Here is a 16,426-nt window from a genome sequence, read left to right as displayed (position 1 = left end):
AATGGGAAAGAGTGTAGTTATTGCTTTGGGCGGTAATGCCATTTTACAGCCAAAACAAGAAGCAACTTATGATAATCAATTTAAAAACGTAGTGTCGGCAACAGGCCATATGGTGGAAATTCGAGAAGCGGGGCATAATATTGTCATTACACACGGCAATGGTCCGCAAGTAGGTAATATAATTGCTCAGAACGAAGCTGCTAAAAATGTTGTTGAACCACTACCAATCCATGTTTGTAACGCAGAATCACAAGGTTTCATTGGTTATATGATGGAAACAGCTTTAAAAAACCATATGAAAGAACGAAATATTGCTACAAACGTGGTGACATTGCTAACGATGGTTGAAGTGGCCAAGGAAGATCAAGCGTTTAAAAATCCGACTAAACCTATTGGTGTATTTTTCTCAGCGGAAGAAGCGAAAGGTCTTGAAGCGCAAGGCTTTACGATGGTGGAAGATGCAGGACGGGGTTACAGACGAGTGGTCCCTTCACCAGAACCACAGGTCATTCATGGTATAGACGAAATTAAACGTTTAATCGATGATACGATCGTTATTTCATCTGGTGGTGGCGGTATACCTGTATATCGTGAAGACAGTGGTCAATTACATGGTATTGAAGCAGTCATTGACAAAGATCGTTCAGGATTAAAGCTTGCACAACAAGTGAATGCGGATGTTTTCATGATGTTAACAGATGTACCGAATGTCTATATTAATTTTGGGAAAGAAAATGAGCAAAAATTAAGCCATATTACAGTAGCAGAAGCTGAACAGTATGTTGCAGAAGGACAATTCCCGGCTGGTAGTATGTTACCAAAAATGCAAGCAGCTATAGAATTTGCGAAATTAGGGAAAGAGTCTATCATTTGTTCACTCGATCAAGCAGTAGCTGCATTAGACGGAAAAGCAGGTACACGCATAACAAAATAAGCTGAATTAGTTGTTTGCAACGTCCTAGAGCGTTCTCTAGACGTTGCAAACTTCTTGTCGTTTAAACTAGTTCGAAATTGTTGAATCTCTCTTAAAGAGGGTTCTACTAGCCTTTAAACTAATGAGTGGAAAGTAAATGTGAAAATTAAAAGTCCAAAACTATTTGTCTATAAATGGAGAAATAGTTTTGGACTTTTATATTTAGTAAAAAAGGAAAATAATGTATAATGAAGATTGATAATTTGTAAAATTGTTTAATAACTTCTAAGATTCACGGCTATTACAAATCATTATTCTGTGTTTTGAAACAATAAAATGTTTATTTAAAGGGGAGCAAACTAAAAGATGAGTGTAACTATCTATAACGAAGAACGTTCTGAAGAAAGTATTCAATTCGAAAAATGGATAATTGCTGAAAGTAATAAAGAGAGTTTTTCTAGTATTGCAAACACCGAACAGTTTGTTAAGGAAAGAGGAACTGAAAATACTAAACCATATGTTATTGGAGAGGATGTTACATTTTTAAGTGAAGTTAAGGAGCATGTATTCGAGGGAATGCAGGTTTTCACATTAAATGACGAAAAGTCTTTGAAGCAAAAAGCTATTTTATATCTACACGGTGGTGCTTGGACGGAGCAACCTTTAAGTTTCCATTGGTTGTTCTTGGATAAAATGGCACAATCTTTAAATGCGAAAATAATTGTTCCGATTTATCCTAAAGTGCCTCATTTTAACTATAAGGATGCTTACCCGAAAATTCTAAACCTGTATAAAGAAATGCTTGCAACTGCTGAAAATTCAAATCAATTTACCATCATGGGAGACTCGGCAGGCGGTAATATAGCACTGGGCCTTGCTCATCTTTTAAAAATGAACAATTTGCCTCAACCGAAAGACATTATTTTATTATCAGCAAGTGTTGATTTGACTTTTGAAAATCCTCTTATAGCTGAATATGAAGAAATCGATCCGATGTTAGCAAGTGAAGGAATGGTAGTCATTACTAAGTTATGGGCAGCTGATAAAGATTTAAAAGACCCATTGATTAGTCCAATAAACCTTGACTTTAAAGGACTTGGAAAGATAACTCATTTTATTGGAACGCACGAATGTTTATATCCAGATGCAATAAGACTTGATGAAGAAATAACAGAACAGGGAATTGAACTCAATACCTTTGTTTATCCGAAAATGAATCATGTGTTTGTTGTTATGCCAATCCCTGAAGCTCTAGATGCTCAACAGAAAATTATTACTATAATTAATAATTAAGTGCTGTTTTTTCATGTATAGAACACGTGTTCTTATGTAAATAAATCAGGTATCAATTGAATTATGCAAAAAAGGGTACGTATTTATAGTTAAACTAGTGAATATGGTGGTTTATCAGAAGTCTGTTTAACTGTAGCTGAAATAGCAGACTTTGTTCATTTCGCGTTTTAAAGGTCTTAGAAGTACGAACGCGTTATATTTAAAGGGGATTTTTGGTGACGTATGGACGTTTGGTTGGTAAAAGTAGTTCAAATATTTAGCCAGTAAATAATTTTGACAAAGTGGATTATGTATTAAGGGGATTAAACTGGAGGGAACAAACAATGGATGCAAAAACACTTTTGTTACAACAATGGGCAAGCTGCTTAGATGAAGAAGATTGGTTTCCAGCACTTGAAAAAGTGCTAGAGGAAATTACTTTTGAACAGGCAATTTGGAAACCAACTGAAGGAGCAATGAATTCCATTTGGGAATTAGTTTGTCATTTACTTTTCTATAAAAAGAGACTTCTGACTCGATTTCTTGGTGATACAGCGAATGAACCACAGGCAGATAATAATGAATCTACATTTCGATTACCAACTATGACGTTTGAAAATTGGAAGGAAACAAAACAAGAATATTATGAAGTTCATCGTGAACTTGAAAAAATACTAACAAAAGCAGAACAAGAAGATTTGTATCGACAGATTCTTGGTGAAAGATCATTAGTGCTTGAAATGAAAAGTTTAACATTACACGACGCATATCATATTGGGCAAATAGTATTCCTAAGTAAAATGCAAGGAGCTTAAACAGGTAAACTCAGATTTCATACTACGGGAACTTCCAAATCGGACGTTCCCGAATTTTATACTGAAATACAACAATGCTAATTAAATACACTTTTTTAGCTGTTTCGTCTCACTATTATTAGTATACTTTTCATTGATACATAACTTCCTATAATTTATATTATGTAAACTAAAATTATTTGGCGTGGACGGGGGCTTGAATACGTCAAATACCCATAATAAGCGTTTGCCGCTGTATATGGACAAGAATCTACATACATTTTGGACAAGAATGTCCGGACATAATATATTTCCCTACTTTTTGGACAAGAATGTCCAGACAACCCGCATTTTCAAAAAAATAAAAAGGACAAGAATGTCCAGACTTTTAATATTATACAAATAAAATACTATAGCCAAGTGATTTAATTAAGTTGATTCAATAAATTATTCACTTATATCTCTTTATGATGAATAAAATATGCATATACCTTATGTTCATATTAAAGAAGTTAAACCTACTCATTATGGTTCATTCTGAGTAGGTTTAAATATTAAAAAGTAAAATTAAATAACTATTGATTTAATTTCTTTTTTAAAAGCTTCATAATTAGATTCTTTTAATTCGAACAAATTAGTATTGTTCCAATCGCTTATATCAGATAAAAATTCGCTTATATTACCTGTAATATTTTTTACCCTTTTTAATTCTTGTAAAGGTTGTATTTTACTTATTTCCTGTGTTATTTTGCTAATCATATTTAAATAATCAGCTTCTTTATTTTCCCAATAAGTAATGTAGTTTATTTGTTCTTCCAAGGAGTAAATATTTGCAGCAAATTGAGCTGGCATATCTGATCCTGTTGGCAAAAATTCAACATCTGAATCTCTCAGTATTACTAATAGCATTTTATCTTTATATTCACGCAAACGCATTACTTCAGATATTTCATACATACAGTTTACTGACTTTAAATAATTGTCGCTGATAATACTAATTACAAAATCATGTTTACCAATCGATTCCATGAAGCTTTTTATACTATCTTTAAATTTAAGTCCACGAATATCTCTAGTTAAAGTGAAGCCCATATCTTTGAAGTCCTCATCGATCAAGTCAGCAAACAACTTGTCTTCCCAACAATATGAAATAAATATCTTAGATTGATCTTCTTCTACAATTTGTAAAGGGACAGATTCAATTCCTGTAATTACATCTTCAAGATATTCTCTAATATGATTAACTAAATGTACTGTAACTTGATGGTTAAAAGCGTCAATATGATCCTGAATTTTATTTCCACTACCATACCCCATACTTACGTGGATATATGCATTCCTAACTTCTATATATTTTAATAATTGGTAAATATATGATACTTCTTCTTTAGAATCTAATGGTAACTCTAATTTATCATTCCAACCTTTACCCCTTAATTTCTCCTCAAAATCAAGGGTATCCTGTATACATTCAGATACATATTCCTTTATCAAAGTATTATTTTCTATAAATAATAAAAACCTTGATAAATCTTGTTGCTCTGATCCAAGTTTTGTTGAAAGTAATCTAGAAGAATTTGCCCTAAAATCCCTGCATAATTTGTTAATTTGCTTTAAGTTCATATTTTATTTCCCTCCACAGTAAATACAATAAGGTATAAGCCATTTGTCTAACTCGGTCACTTTAAAATGTGAATCACAGCATATTTTTTTTACAATCACTAAGTGATTATCAGGTTCGTAAAGTTCAAGTTCATTAGTAGTTGGCTTCTTCCCTGCTTTGATTTTTACATATTTATTTCCTCTATTTTTTCTTTCTAAGTCTTTAAACATTTGATAAATAAGGTCTTCTGCATAATTTTTTGCAATAGAATGTGCTTTACTATTAACTTTATCTGTATAAAACGAATTAAATTCAGCTATTAAACCACAAACTGGACAATAAATATCAACTACTTCTGTTTCTTTAAATTCTTGACCTAGTATTTTGAAATCATTTTTACAATAAGGACAACGTAAATTAAAATAACCATCGAAATCAGTTGGTATATTTATAGAAAGTGAAATATTACTCATCATCGCAGCTCCTTTTTAAAATTTTTGAAATTCTATATTTAAAGAAATTTTCTGATAGGAAAAGCCAAAAATTTTTCTTTTTGTTCTGAATCTAAAGATTCGAAATTAGCTTGTGCTTCTGATTTATTATTCAATATTAGATTCGTACATAGTTCTAATAACGTGTCAGAAGCCTTTATTGCGTCTTTTTTTATTATAATAATTTTATTAAGTTCCTCTTCGCTCAACTTATCGCCTTTTCGTATTTTAGTTTGACACAAATTAATAAGCGCGATTGATCTTTTATCTTCAAATAATAAACTATTACTAAGTAAAGTTGATGCAATTTCGAGTAATCTTTCATCTCCTGTTACATCAAAGAGTTGTAAACAATCTAAAGCGTAGTTATTTATATATTCGAATGTAAAGTGGTTATAGCCCATTGTTGACAATGAACGGATTACTACAGTCTGATTATAGTTAATACAATTTATCAATTCCTGGATAGGAATTGATAAAAATAAACTCATTTTAGTGTCGTTTAATTTATCCTTTAGTCCCATTACAATTTTATTGGATATTTCAGCCGAAAAGATATTTGTAAGCTTTTCTTTTTGCATAGAATTATAGTAAAGATATAATTTGGAATTATCGAATACGGTTAAAGATATCAAACCACTACTTTTAATAATTTCAGGTGGGATTTGTAACAACTCATAACTTTCATTATTTATTACAAAAAGTAAAGTTAAAAATTTATCTACAAAAGCTTCATTCTTAAATTTATAATTAAATGGTATGCCTAATTTAGAAAATAGATTTTCTAATTGAGAAATGGTTTTTAGTTGGTTTTCTACACCCTCTTGTATCCTCTTACTCGGCTTTTCAAATAATTTTTCTCCTATGTAAAACGGTTGTTGCGTATCATTTAAAGACGCCAAAAATTGTCTAGAACGCTTAATTTCGTATAAGGTAGTTAGATCATTAATTTTAAAATCACTTCTTTTTCGATTATCTTTGCAGCTAATATGGATGAGATCCTCAATATTTATAATTGTTTCTGATGAATTTCTAGTGATTGAATACGCATAATTGATGCATTCATTGTCTATGTTTCTCTGCAAAACGCCCTCTTCTATAACACTTGAAACTGTTATAGAATTAATTGGATATACACGTCCCTTTTCTTCACCATATACAAAAGCAGAACTACCAATAATATTTTTGAAATTATTAAATCTTGTTATTTCTTCTACAGTTAAATCAGGAAAAGTTAGTTTGAAATCTTGGAATTCTTCAACAGTATATTTATGTTCAATTAATGCTAAAGATTGCTTTTTTGACTCTTCTAAAAAACTGTGACAAATTTTTGTTAGGTGGGCTAATGTATCTACAGAATTGAATTTGAAAGTTCTAGTTTTGTTGCGTGATTTTCTGTTGACTATTTCTTTTAATTCTAAAGGTAATAACATCTTATAAAATATGCGTCTTTTATCGCTTGGAGTTATCAGAACTACAAAATATAGTACTCCACCTTGAGCGTAATAAATATCTAAATCAACCATATCGATAGGATAACTACATTTGGAAAGTTGTTCTGTTTTTATAGTATCACCTTTAACTTGAACTGGTACTGAACCTTTAAAATTTGCTTTAACAATATTGGATGAATTATAAACATCTATTGCTCCATCAAAAGCTATTCCTTTATCACCTTTATTTATTTTTGGATCTAAATTTGTATACAATGATGTTGCTAATGCTATTACTGTTGTGACTGCGACACTCTCTATGTTTGGAGTAATATAATAATCATTCATTTTTAACCCTCGCTATTGTTGGTGTTGTTTTATATCATCTTAAAGCACATTTAAAGTCTTTCAAGTAGCTTTTGCCACTTCGGTAAGGTATTACATTTCCTTGTACAATTACACGACCATCAGTATAACTTCTTCGAAAACACATCAATATGTGTCTATAAATTTATACATTAAAACCAGCTGCGGTATCAAAATATTCAACTGCTAGTTTTGATTGTTTTCCTTTTCTTTACTTATTTTAAATTTTTATGATAAAAAGTTTGGAACATTATTTGTACCAAAGGGAAATTTTTAGAGATTAACTAATACTCTTTAAGTCTTATCTTATAATCGATAAATAACAAATATGATTTCCTCTTCAAACTCAACTACTTGTATATCCTTTAAGAGTTCAATATCCTCATCTTTTTCTAATGAAACCACCACATAATAATCAATGATTTTGTATGTGTTCCTTTTTTAAATGAGCTTTAAAAAAGTAAAATAACATCCTTAGATAACCATATCTTAGGATGTTATTTTTTACAATATATTCGAAATTTAATAGTGCAAATTCAATGACTTTCTAATGAGGTATTTTCTATGATGAAAATAGATGTTTTATATTACTCCTTCTTTCCATTATTATTGTATCATGCCATTCACCGTATAACTGAGCAATTTTTTCTCTCGTTCCAACAACTCTAAAGCCCATCTTTTTATGTAATTGAATACTTGATGTATTGATGGCGAAAACAGATGATTGAAGTGTCCAAAATCCGGCCTTTCCACTCTCTTCAATTAGTATTTTAAACAACTTAGTGGCAATGCCTTTCCCTTTACTATCACTTGATATATAAACACTAACTTCTCCAACTCCAGAATAAACAGCACGTGTAGAGACGGGTGTAATGGCAATCCACCCAACCACTTTATTGTGTTCTTCTGCTACAAAACGTAAGGTTGCATGATGTCTTTCATCCCATACCTGTGCACTTGGCACAATTGTTTCAAAGGTTGCCATCCCTGTTTCGATTCCCTCTTTTTAAATCTTTAATACCTCTTTTAAATCATTCTTTTCCATTTTACGAATAATTAGTGTGTCCATCCCATTTCCCCCCTTAGTATTTTAAAAGGACTGCTAGCTTTCGCTAACAGTCAAATTTTTAACAGCATGAATTTGATTGATTGGCAAGATTAATACCGCATACACCTGTTTCAGGTAACTCCAATTCCACACGTTTTGAAGCTTCTTCATCATTTGATAAATAAGCTGTTATTGAACGAACTTGTTCGTAGCCTGTTGCCATTAAAAATGTTGGTGCGCGACCATAACTTTTAGCTCCAACTATATAGAAGTCCTTTTCGGGTTGGCATAGTATTTCTTCTCCATGCGCTCTTACTGTGCCACAACTATGCACATTTGGATCAATTAGTGGCGCTAATGCATGCACACTTTCTGTTGCTGAATCAATGGAAAGACGTAGTTCGTTGTTAATCGTAAGGTCTGGTCGATTTCCTGTATTGACAATAAGCTCTTTAAATCCCGTTAATACTTTTTGTTCTCCGTTAATAGTACCAACAATATGGATGCCCTCATCTTTCTTCACCATTGAGATATAGAAAGGTGTTATTACTTCAACCTTACCTGTATCTACTAATTCGCGAATGCGAACACCAAGTGCGCCACGTGCTGCCAATGCATCTTTTTCTTCGCCACCATAGGCTTCTTCTACAGATTTTTTACGCATAATCCACACTAGCTTTGTTGTAGAATGCTCTTCTTGTAATTCCGCAAGTGCCAATAAGGTATTGATAGCTGAATGGCCACCACCAATAACTGCAATCTTTTTATTGGCATATCTCTTAGTATTCGTATTTATGTCTGGGATACCATACTCAATGTGAGCTGCTAATGCTTTTTCATTTTGTAGCCATACACCTGTAGAATTTGCTGGGTTTGGATTTCCCCATGTACCCGTCGCATCAATAACAGCTCTCGCCTCAATGATACGGATGTCATTCTCATGTTCAATAAAAATATTAAAAGACTGTTCTACTCGATTTTTTGTCTTCATCTTATCATTAAATTGTCGTGAAATTCCTACTACTTTTGCGTTCAATTGAATGTTAGGCTTTATTTGTATTAACTCAGACAAAGGTTTTAAATAAAGATCAATTAATTCATGTCCTGTTGGTAACGTATCTAAATTAGGTTCTACCCAACCGGAGCCATTTAATAAAGCTTTAGCAGCTTTATTGATGTTATATCGCCATGGTGAAAATAATGTAACATGCCCCCAGGTACGAATATTATGTGCTATTTCACGCCCAGATTCTAGTAAAATAAATGCTTGCTTTTGTTCCACTAAATGAGCAGCAGCAGCTAATCCAATTGGACCTGCACCAATTATTACAATCGGTAAATTCTTATTGGGATTGTTAACAGTCTCCTGTACTTCAGTATTCCTAGTAGTATTACAACAAGATCCATTTAGGTTGATTACTTTAAGTTTTTTCATCATTAACTTCTCCTCTTTTTTCGTTCTATAATATAAGGGAATGCTTATATAAAATGTATTTTTTACGTCTAGCAGTTAGCTAGACGTTTAAACATTGAATGTATATTTAACACATTTCAATTTCACACATTGTTTTACCAATTTCTTTTATAGCCTTTTCAAATTGCAACCATGTAGAAGTGCCGTAACGATCTATATCTCCTTTAAAGAAGAAATCAAAAGCAAACTCTTTAGCCTGTATCAATGTGTATTCTCTACTATTCATAATTAACTTTAAATAAGCGATAAAATAATCTTTAGTCAATACGCTAGCATGATTTACTGTCATTTTTAATCCTCCATTCAACGGATTGAATAACTACTATGACAGACAGTATATTCAATGTTTAAAATTAGCAAGATTTTGGTGAATATCCTACTAACACTAAACCTAGTTCACCATTCTCTTCTTCTGCATGAATCGTAACATCTGTTAATTGAGGTGCAATATCAGGATGAATGGCAACTTCGATACCTTCAATTGTCTGTACAGCATCATCTTCTGTCGGTGCTTCTATGCCTACACCTAAATTAACTCCGCAGCATCCTGCAATACCGAAGAAACGAAGTGTTTTCACCTCTGAATCAGCTAATACCTGCTCAATATAATTTTTACCTTCTGGACTCATTTTCATTTGATTGTCTCTCCTTTAAGTTCATGTAACCCTTTTGTTCCAACTGGTGGCGTTTTTACCCATGGGATTGCCACGAATTGATTGTTGCTGATTGATTTGATTTCTTCTAGCCATTTTGTTTCGGCTTGTTGTTTTTGTATTAATGTTGGACTTGTTGTTTTGATAGATGAAAATGTCTGATTGACAACCCACCAACCAACAGATAAACCAGCTCGCTGTAAATCTTCCTGTAAACGTGTTGCTTCAAAAACAGGTGTTGCTTCAGGCAGTGTTACGATTGCTACACTTGTATAACTTGCATCACGTAACCGTGGTAACAAGTTTGAAACAGCCGGAGGGATTTCACCTTGCGAACGGCTTATTTCACGATGATAAGCTTCTGTCGCATCTAGTAACAACAACGTATGGCCAGTTGGTGCTGTATCAATAATAATGACTTCATCTTGATGATTTTCTACAACATTGGCAAATGCTCTGAATACGGCAATTTCCTCAGTACAAGGGGAAGCCAAGTCTTCTTTCACAAATGCTAAGCCCTCATCATTCATCGTTTCACTTGCTTTTGCAAGCACTTCTGCTTCATAATTTGCAACTTCTACCTTCGGATCAATACGACTTACCGTTACATTTTTTACTTTGTCATCACCGAATGTCCAATTTAGATGAGCGGCTGGATCTGTCGTTGTTAAATGTACGTGCATATCCTCTTCTGCTAATCTAAGGGCAATATACGAAGCAACCGTTGTTTTACCAACGCCTCCTTTACCCATCGTAAAAATAATCTTTGGTTTCCGTTCTAAATATTCAGCAATTATTTTTTCTATTTTAAGTATCGTTATATCTTTTTCTGATTCGTTTTCATGTGTAATAACCTCATCTGCCATCCATGCTTGCATACGCTCGATATTTGATAATGAGTATGGTACAAACGGTAAGTAGTATTGTTTGAATTGCTTTAATTCTTTAGGAATCAACTTCAATGCTTCTGTTTGGCGTGAAATGAATGCATTCTCCATTTCATCATTAGAATTAAGATCTTGCATATAGCCATTTACTAGTAAGATCTGATTTTGAATACCGATTTCAAACAGTTCATGAGAAGCACGTGCTGCCTCTTTTAAAGGGTTTTCGTCTGGACGTGTCACAAGCATCAATGTAGTCTGTTCGGCGCTTTTTAAACGCTGAACAGCCTCTTTGTAAATCTCTCGTTGTGGCTCTAGTCCTTTTAATGGGCCTAAACAAGATGTACCAGTCGTGTTATCATCTAGAAATGTAGACCACGCAGAAGGTAGTTGTAATAGACGTAATGTGTGCCCTGTTGGTGCTGTATCAAACACGATTGTGTCGAAGTTTTCAATCACTGAACTATCTGTCAATAGTTTTGCAAATTCATTAAATGCAGCAATTTCAACAGTACATGCACCTGAAAGTTGTTCCTCCATGTTTTGAATAACTACATCAGGTAGTTTCCCGCGGTATGGGCCAACCATCTTCTCTTTGTAATGTTGAGCTGCCTGTTCAGGATCTAAATTTAATGCAAATAAATTGTCTATACCTTCAATTTTTGTAGGTGTATTAGGAAGCAATTGACCGAAAATATCTTGTAAGTTGGATGCTGGGTCAGTACTAATTAACAGCACCTTTTTCCCCTCACCTGCAATAGCTATTGATAAGCTACAAGCAACAGATGTTTTTCCAACGCCCCCTTTCCCAGTGAAAAAGAGGAAAGGGGTATCCGGAAACTGACTTCTTGTAAAGCGTTCCATTTTTACGCATCTCCTTTTAGTGATAAGCGTACTTTTGGTTTTTGTAATAGCTCTTCTTCTGAAAGTCCTGACCATTGTGAAAATTGTTCATTTGTAGGGTAATTCCCTTTACAAAGTAATTCTCCATCTACAAACGTTGCAGGCAGGGCATCCATTCCTTCTGACATTAGGAGCTGATTGATTGCTTCATGTTCCACAAAAGCATTGGGCTCGCTTGTAAGATTAAAACGTTCAGCTTTTATATCTGCTTTCTTTAAATTTTTCATTACAAATGACATACGTAATAACTCTGGGTCAATAGATGGTCCACATAAGCCCGTAGAACAGCACATTGCTGGCTCATAAATATGGATTTTTTTCATTTTATTTCAGCTCCTCTACTATAAATTGTTCAATACGTTTCCCAATAGCATCACGTACGGTTTGGAAAACTACCCACTTCTCTTCTTCAGAACCTGATGCCTTTGCTGGATCTTTAAATCCCCAATGCTCACGACGAACGTGAGGTGATGTCATCGGACATTTATCTGATGCATCACCGCAAAGCGTAACAACTAATGTTGCATTGTTTAATGTCTCAAAATCAATTAAATCAGATGTATGGTTTGAAATGTCGATTTCTACCTCTGCCATAGCTTTGATAGCACTCGGATTCACTCCATGTACCTCAATCCCAGCACTTTTAACTGTCCAATCTGTAGGTAATAATTTTCTTGCCCACCCCTCAGCCATTTGACTACGGCAAGAGTTCCCTGTACATAAGAAATAAAGTGTGTTTGTCATAAAAAGTACTCCTATAATTTAATGGTTTTAAAATATTTCTTCTGCCAACGCAAGGCAACCCAAACAAGTCCAATAAGTACCGGTACTTCGACAAGTGGACCAATAACAGCTGCAAAAGCTACGCCACTATGAAGTCCGAAAACGCCTACAGCTACAGCAATTGCCAACTCAAAGTTATTACTAGCCGCTGTAAAAGAAAGGGCTGCTGTGACTGGATAAGATGCACCTACTTTACGTGAAGAAAAGAATGAAACAGCAAACATTATTACAAAGTAAATAAATAATGGAATAGCAATTCGTACTACATCAAGTGGTAATTCTACTAATTTCTCGCCCTTTAATGCAAACATCATCACAATTGTGAACAGTAGTGCAATTAAAGTTAGTGGTGAAATCTTTGGTAAGAACCTTTCCTCATACCACTGTTTCCCTTTTGTTTTGATACCTATCAGTCGAGTTAGGAATCCGGCAGCAAACGGTATCCCTAAGTAAATAAGTACGCTTTTCGTAATTTCCCACATTGAAATGGACACATTAAAATTTTCTAAGCCAAACCAACCAGGTAAAACATTTAAGAAAAAGTAAGCAAAAATCGAATATGTTACGATTTGAAAAATAGAATTAAAGGCAACTAAACCAGCTACATATTCACGGTCTCCACGCGCTAAATCATTCCATACAATCACCATCGCAATACATCGAGCTAAACCAATCATAATGAGCCCAGCCATATACTCTGGATAGTCTCGCAAGAATAAAATGGCTAAGAAGAACATTAGAAACGGACCAAGTAACCAGTTTTGGAAAAGTGATAATAAAAGAACTTTCCAATCCTTGAACACACGCCACATTTCCTCATATTTTACTTTTGCCAAAGGTGGATACATCATGACTATCAATCCTATGGCAATAGGTATAGATGTCGTACCCACAGACATAGACTCTAATGCTTCACCAATATTAGGCATTGTAATACTTAATAAAACGCCAATCCCCATTGCAACAAAAATCCAAAGAGTGAGGTAGCGATCTAAAAACGAAAGCTGTTTTGTTAAAGAATCATTAACCATTAATTTCCCTCCCCTATGTGTGTACAGTCAGAACCGCAATTGCATCCATTTAATGGCTCAATTTGTTCTAAAATACCTTTCATAAGTGGTGTCTGTTCCTCAACTAAGCGATAATGTTTCCATGTACCAACCTTTCGTTCAGTAATAATACCAGCCTCCTTTAATTTTCGAAGATGCTGACTAACTGCTGGTTGTGAAATCTCCAGAACATCCACAAAATCACAAACACAAACCTCTCCATTTTTCATACATGCTAGTAATTTAATACGGTTCAAATCAGCTGCTGCTTTTAATTGTTTTTCTATTAGTGTGTTTTCCATATCTGCTCTCCTTATATAATCATTTGCTTATATATTATTTTGAATAAAATCACCCAACTAATTAAAGGTGATTAAATCGGTATATAACTATACACTTATATTATGCTTTTTAATTTATAATTGCAATAGACATTTACCCATTATGGAAAATTTTTTACTGCTACTTTCATTACATGAATCTTATGTAAGACTTAATTTTTGCAATCTCTTTCACTCTTCTATTTGTATTAGATTTAATGAGTGTTCCAATCTTTCATAACTCGAATCGAAAAAATGCAATTTATTTCAACTCATGAATTTTTCTACGAAAGTAGCACAACAAAAATTAGTTTATGTCATAGCTTTGTCCCTTCTTAATAATCAAAAATTTTACTTCCATTACACCCATCCCATACTTAGCAATAATGCTTCATCGGAAAAGCCCTCGATATTTATTGCTCTATTATAATTCACTAGTTTGGAGTACAATTCACAAATATACAAAAACCCCTTCGTATCAACGAAAGGGATAAAAATTATAATTATGTACATATAAATATTACTTTATTTATAACTGATTGAATTTTATAGTCATTTTACCTTATCGACATATTCAATTTCCCAACCCGCAGTCTTCAATTCTTCTTCGTGTCCATCTATAGTCTCTTCTCTAATTGCGACACAAAGTAAATGAGAAGGGCGTGTTATTCCGACGTATGTCATCTTCAGGTTTTGTAGTTTTCTTTTAGCGGTAGTTTTTGAGTGTTGCCCTTTCAAATACTCTATTATTCGTTTAATATCATAATCAAAGAAGAAGGTTTCTAAATAAAGTGTGGCTGTATGCGTCTCACCTTTGACACCATGAATAGAAGAAATCTCTATGTTGACATCTTTTTCATTCTCCGAATAAGTAAATACGTTCGTCTTTATCTGATGATCTTCCATTATATCTTCTGACTTTGCTTGGAAAAAGGTATTTAATTTAGAAATATCGCTCCAATTAAAAATTTCTTTAATTTCAACAGTGATGAAAGAAGTTACATCGCTCAATATTTCTTCATCGTTTTGGATTTTTAAGCACCATTTTGATAGGTTTAATAATAATTTATCATAAACTTCTTCATTGTTCTCTTGAAGATACCTTAAAATTGATTCTTCTGTGAAATATTTTCCGTCATTTTTTTCATTCATTTCTCTTAGTGCTTTTACAAGACCTCTAAGTATTCTTCTTCTATAGAAATTGCTGCCGTGATTTATACCTTCATCATTATTCCCTTTTAGCAAATAACTTTTTAAATGGTCAAAATCAATTTTCTTTTTATATTCTTTATTATACATATCCCAATAACTGGTTATCCCCAATTCACTTTCATGTTCTGCCACCCATCCTACGGCTTTGAAAACATTACTGTCACGGATATGCAGATTGTTTTCGATGATTAACCTTGAAAAGTGAACGAAAACATTTCTCTGGCTATCTACGTTAAATACCAGAATTCTAGGTTTTATTTCCTCAATTAACGAGTTTCCAACCAATTCTTGTGGGCTGATACATACATTTTGAACAACAGAGGCAATTTTACGGGAAAAACGCTTACTATCTGATATTTGAAGAATTGAGTCTTTGTTTATATCCCAATGTCCCGTAGCGTTGGGATCGTCGTATATTGCTTGATTTGGATCTCCAATTCTCTGAATGATAACAGTGTCATCGAAAATTGAATTAAGTAAAGTAATCTGATGTACCATCGTGTCTTGCATTTCATCAATAAAGACATAACGAAAACGTTTAGAAAATATCTCTTTAAGATTAGGATGTATCCTAAGGTATTTTAAAGATAAGTAATATGCATCATCATAACAAAGGATTCCAGCTTCCATAATACTCTCTTTTAATTTTTTTAGAGCAACATAGCTGTCACTCTCATGATTCTTATAAATGGGGTTCCCATGTAAGCTGTTTACCAAAGTAGCATCGTTTAAATTGAATCTAATTTTTGTAATATCTATGTGTTGTTTCTGTATACCATATCGTAATCTCCGAGGTATATGGTTAAAAAATTCTTTGCTGATAGCTTCATTGTATATTTCGTCATCTATCCTGAGTGGCCTTTTTCCATAGAAATATATATATGCCGGGATTGCTAAAAATTGATTGATAAAAGACTGTATTGTGCTACAGTTATTTGGATATCTAAAAAGATTATCTCCATACACACCTAATCTATTTTTCACTTCATCAATGGCAGTGTTGGTGTGAGTAAGAATACAAATCCCTTCATTATTCTCTAATGGTAGTTTCGCGTTTAATATTGCCAACTTTGCTAATAATGTAGTTGTCTTCCCACTTCCTGGGCTTGCTAATACGTCCACAGTTTCTAAGCTTTTGATTATCTCTCTTCGTTCATCATTAAATGACTCACCGTCTTTTAGTAATAGACCTTCTGCATATAAAATATCGTTATCTGTTATCTTCATA

16 protein-coding genes are annotated in these 16,426 nt (G+C 33.4%); 3 read left to right on the top strand and 13 right to left on the bottom strand.

Annotated features, from left to right (window positions below):
- Position 1: 1 nt before the first annotated feature.
- From arcC to ABE34_RS05095, 3 genes are all read left to right on the top strand, one after another.
- The gene (gene arcC, locus ABE34_RS05105) at positions 2–934 is read left to right on the top strand and encodes a carbamate kinase (protein ID WP_197140902.1); all 933 of its coding nucleotides are present in this window, start codon (positions 2–4) and stop codon (positions 932–934) included.
- A gap of 345 nt (positions 935–1,279) precedes the next feature.
- Complete coding sequence (locus ABE34_RS05100) at positions 1,280–2,206, top strand: alpha/beta hydrolase fold domain-containing protein (protein ID WP_197140901.1); 927 nt, start codon at positions 1,280–1,282, stop codon at positions 2,204–2,206.
- A 323-nt stretch (positions 2,207–2,529) separates the two neighbouring features.
- Positions 2,530–3,000, top strand: a complete 471-nt coding sequence (locus ABE34_RS05095; protein WP_197140899.1) for a DinB family protein — start codon at positions 2,530–2,532, stop codon at positions 2,998–3,000.
- A 546-nt stretch (positions 3,001–3,546) separates the two neighbouring features.
- Here ABE34_RS05095 and ABE34_RS05090 read toward each other — a convergent pair.
- From ABE34_RS05090 to ABE34_RS05030, 13 genes are all read right to left on the bottom strand, one after another.
- The gene (locus ABE34_RS05090) at positions 3,547–4,602 is read right to left on the bottom strand and encodes a toll/interleukin-1 receptor domain-containing protein (RefSeq protein WP_197140897.1); all 1,056 of its coding nucleotides are present in this window, start codon (positions 4,600–4,602) and stop codon (positions 3,547–3,549) included.
- A gap of 3 nt (positions 4,603–4,605) precedes the next feature.
- A complete protein-coding gene (locus tag ABE34_RS05085; RefSeq protein WP_197229803.1) occupies positions 4,606–5,055 on the bottom strand; it encodes a hypothetical protein in 450 nt (149 codons plus the stop codon).
- Between the two features lie 38 nt (positions 5,056–5,093).
- On the bottom strand, positions 5,094–6,854 hold the full coding sequence (locus ABE34_RS05080; RefSeq protein ID WP_197140894.1) for a hypothetical protein: 1,761 nt from the start codon (positions 6,852–6,854) through the stop codon (positions 5,094–5,096).
- Between the two features lie 580 nt (positions 6,855–7,434).
- Positions 7,435–7,857: a GNAT family N-acetyltransferase gene (locus ABE34_RS05075; RefSeq protein ID WP_346655525.1), complete on the bottom strand. Its 423-nt coding sequence runs from the start codon at positions 7,855–7,857 to the stop codon at positions 7,435–7,437.
- 142 nt (positions 7,858–7,999) lie between these two features.
- Positions 8,000–9,355, bottom strand: a complete 1,356-nt coding sequence (locus tag ABE34_RS05070) for an NAD(P)-binding domain-containing protein (RefSeq protein ID WP_197141015.1) — start codon at positions 9,353–9,355, stop codon at positions 8,000–8,002.
- Between the two features lie 106 nt (positions 9,356–9,461).
- The gene (locus ABE34_RS05065; RefSeq protein WP_197140893.1) at positions 9,462–9,683 is read right to left on the bottom strand and encodes a hypothetical protein; all 222 of its coding nucleotides are present in this window, start codon (positions 9,681–9,683) and stop codon (positions 9,462–9,464) included.
- 64 nt (positions 9,684–9,747) lie between these two features.
- The gene (locus tag ABE34_RS05060) at positions 9,748–10,029 is read right to left on the bottom strand and encodes a Fe-S cluster assembly protein HesB (RefSeq protein WP_036116964.1); all 282 of its coding nucleotides are present in this window, start codon (positions 10,027–10,029) and stop codon (positions 9,748–9,750) included.
- A complete protein-coding gene (arsA, locus tag ABE34_RS05055) occupies positions 10,026–11,795 on the bottom strand; it encodes an arsenical pump-driving ATPase (RefSeq protein ID WP_197140892.1) in 1,770 nt (589 codons plus the stop codon). The genes ABE34_RS05060 and arsA overlap by 4 nt, the downstream gene beginning before the upstream one ends.
- A 2-nt stretch (positions 11,796–11,797) precedes the next feature.
- Positions 11,798–12,157 carry an arsenite efflux transporter metallochaperone ArsD gene (arsD, locus tag ABE34_RS05050; RefSeq protein WP_197140890.1) on the bottom strand — a complete coding sequence of 120 codons (360 nt, stop codon included), beginning with the start codon at positions 12,155–12,157 and terminating at the stop codon, positions 11,798–11,800.
- Between the two features lies 1 nt (position 12,158).
- Positions 12,159–12,578 (bottom strand): arsenate reductase (thioredoxin), encoded by a 420-nt coding sequence (gene arsC / locus ABE34_RS05045; protein ID WP_197140889.1) that lies wholly within the window; start codon positions 12,576–12,578, stop codon positions 12,159–12,161.
- An 11-nt stretch (positions 12,579–12,589) separates the two neighbouring features.
- A complete protein-coding gene (gene arsB, locus ABE34_RS05040) occupies positions 12,590–13,648 on the bottom strand; it encodes an ACR3 family arsenite efflux transporter (RefSeq protein ID WP_197140888.1) in 1,059 nt (352 codons plus the stop codon).
- Positions 13,648–13,968, bottom strand: a complete 321-nt coding sequence (locus ABE34_RS05035; RefSeq protein ID WP_197140886.1) for an ArsR/SmtB family transcription factor — start codon at positions 13,966–13,968, stop codon at positions 13,648–13,650. Before ABE34_RS05035 ends, arsB begins: the two co-directional genes overlap by 1 nt.
- Positions 13,969–14,538: 570 nt before the next feature.
- Positions 14,539–16,425 carry a UvrD-helicase domain-containing protein gene (locus tag ABE34_RS05030; protein WP_197140885.1) on the bottom strand — a complete coding sequence of 629 codons (1,887 nt, stop codon included), beginning with the start codon at positions 16,423–16,425 and terminating at the stop codon, positions 14,539–14,541.
- Between the last annotated feature and the right edge of the window lies 1 nt (position 16,426).

It is taken from the genome of Lysinibacillus sphaericus (assembly GCF_015844675.1).
Lineage (GTDB): Bacteria > Bacillota > Bacilli > Bacillales_A > Planococcaceae > Lysinibacillus > Lysinibacillus sphaericus_E.
This window is presented reverse-complemented; position numbering and strand designations above follow the sequence as displayed.

What these genes read in the sequence shown, in the direction of transcription:
- arcC (WP_197140902.1), top strand. Translation starts at nt 2, where the DNA reads ATGGGAAAGAGTGTAGTTATTGCTTTGGGCGGTAATGCCATTTTACAG.
- ABE34_RS05100 (WP_197140901.1), top strand. Translation starts at nt 1,280, where the DNA reads ATGAGTGTAACTATCTATAACGAAGAACGTTCTGAAGAAAGTATTCAA.
- ABE34_RS05095 (WP_197140899.1), top strand. Translation starts at nt 2,530, where the DNA reads ATGGATGCAAAAACACTTTTGTTACAACAATGGGCAAGCTGCTTAGAT.
- ABE34_RS05090 (WP_197140897.1), bottom strand. Translation starts at nt 4,602, where the DNA reads ATGAACTTAAAGCAAATTAACAAATTATGCAGGGATTTTAGGGCAAAT.
- ABE34_RS05085 (WP_197229803.1), bottom strand. Translation starts at nt 5,055, where the DNA reads ATGAGTAATATTTCACTTTCTATAAATATACCAACTGATTTCGATGGT.
- ABE34_RS05080 (WP_197140894.1), bottom strand. Translation starts at nt 6,854, where the DNA reads ATGAATGATTATTATATTACTCCAAACATAGAGAGTGTCGCAGTCACA.
- ABE34_RS05075 (WP_346655525.1), bottom strand. Translation starts at nt 7,857, where the DNA reads ATGGCAACCTTTGAAACAATTGTGCCAAGTGCACAGGTATGGGATGAA.
- ABE34_RS05070 (WP_197141015.1), bottom strand. Translation starts at nt 9,355, where the DNA reads ATGAAAAAACTTAAAGTAATCAACCTAAATGGATCTTGTTGTAATACT.
- ABE34_RS05065 (WP_197140893.1), bottom strand. Translation starts at nt 9,683, where the DNA reads ATGACAGTAAATCATGCTAGCGTATTGACTAAAGATTATTTTATCGCT.
- ABE34_RS05060 (WP_036116964.1), bottom strand. Translation starts at nt 10,029, where the DNA reads ATGAAAATGAGTCCAGAAGGTAAAAATTATATTGAGCAGGTATTAGCT.
- arsA (WP_197140892.1), bottom strand. Translation starts at nt 11,795, where the DNA reads ATGGAACGCTTTACAAGAAGTCAGTTTCCGGATACCCCTTTCCTCTTT.
- arsD (WP_197140890.1), bottom strand. Translation starts at nt 12,157, where the DNA reads ATGAAAAAAATCCATATTTATGAGCCAGCAATGTGCTGTTCTACGGGC.
- arsC (WP_197140889.1), bottom strand. Translation starts at nt 12,578, where the DNA reads ATGACAAACACACTTTATTTCTTATGTACAGGGAACTCTTGCCGTAGT.
- arsB (WP_197140888.1), bottom strand. Translation starts at nt 13,648, where the DNA reads ATGGTTAATGATTCTTTAACAAAACAGCTTTCGTTTTTAGATCGCTAC.
- ABE34_RS05035 (WP_197140886.1), bottom strand. Translation starts at nt 13,968, where the DNA reads ATGGAAAACACACTAATAGAAAAACAATTAAAAGCAGCAGCTGATTTG.
- ABE34_RS05030 (WP_197140885.1), bottom strand. Translation starts at nt 16,425, where the DNA reads ATGAAGATAACAGATAACGATATTTTATATGCAGAAGGTCTATTACTA.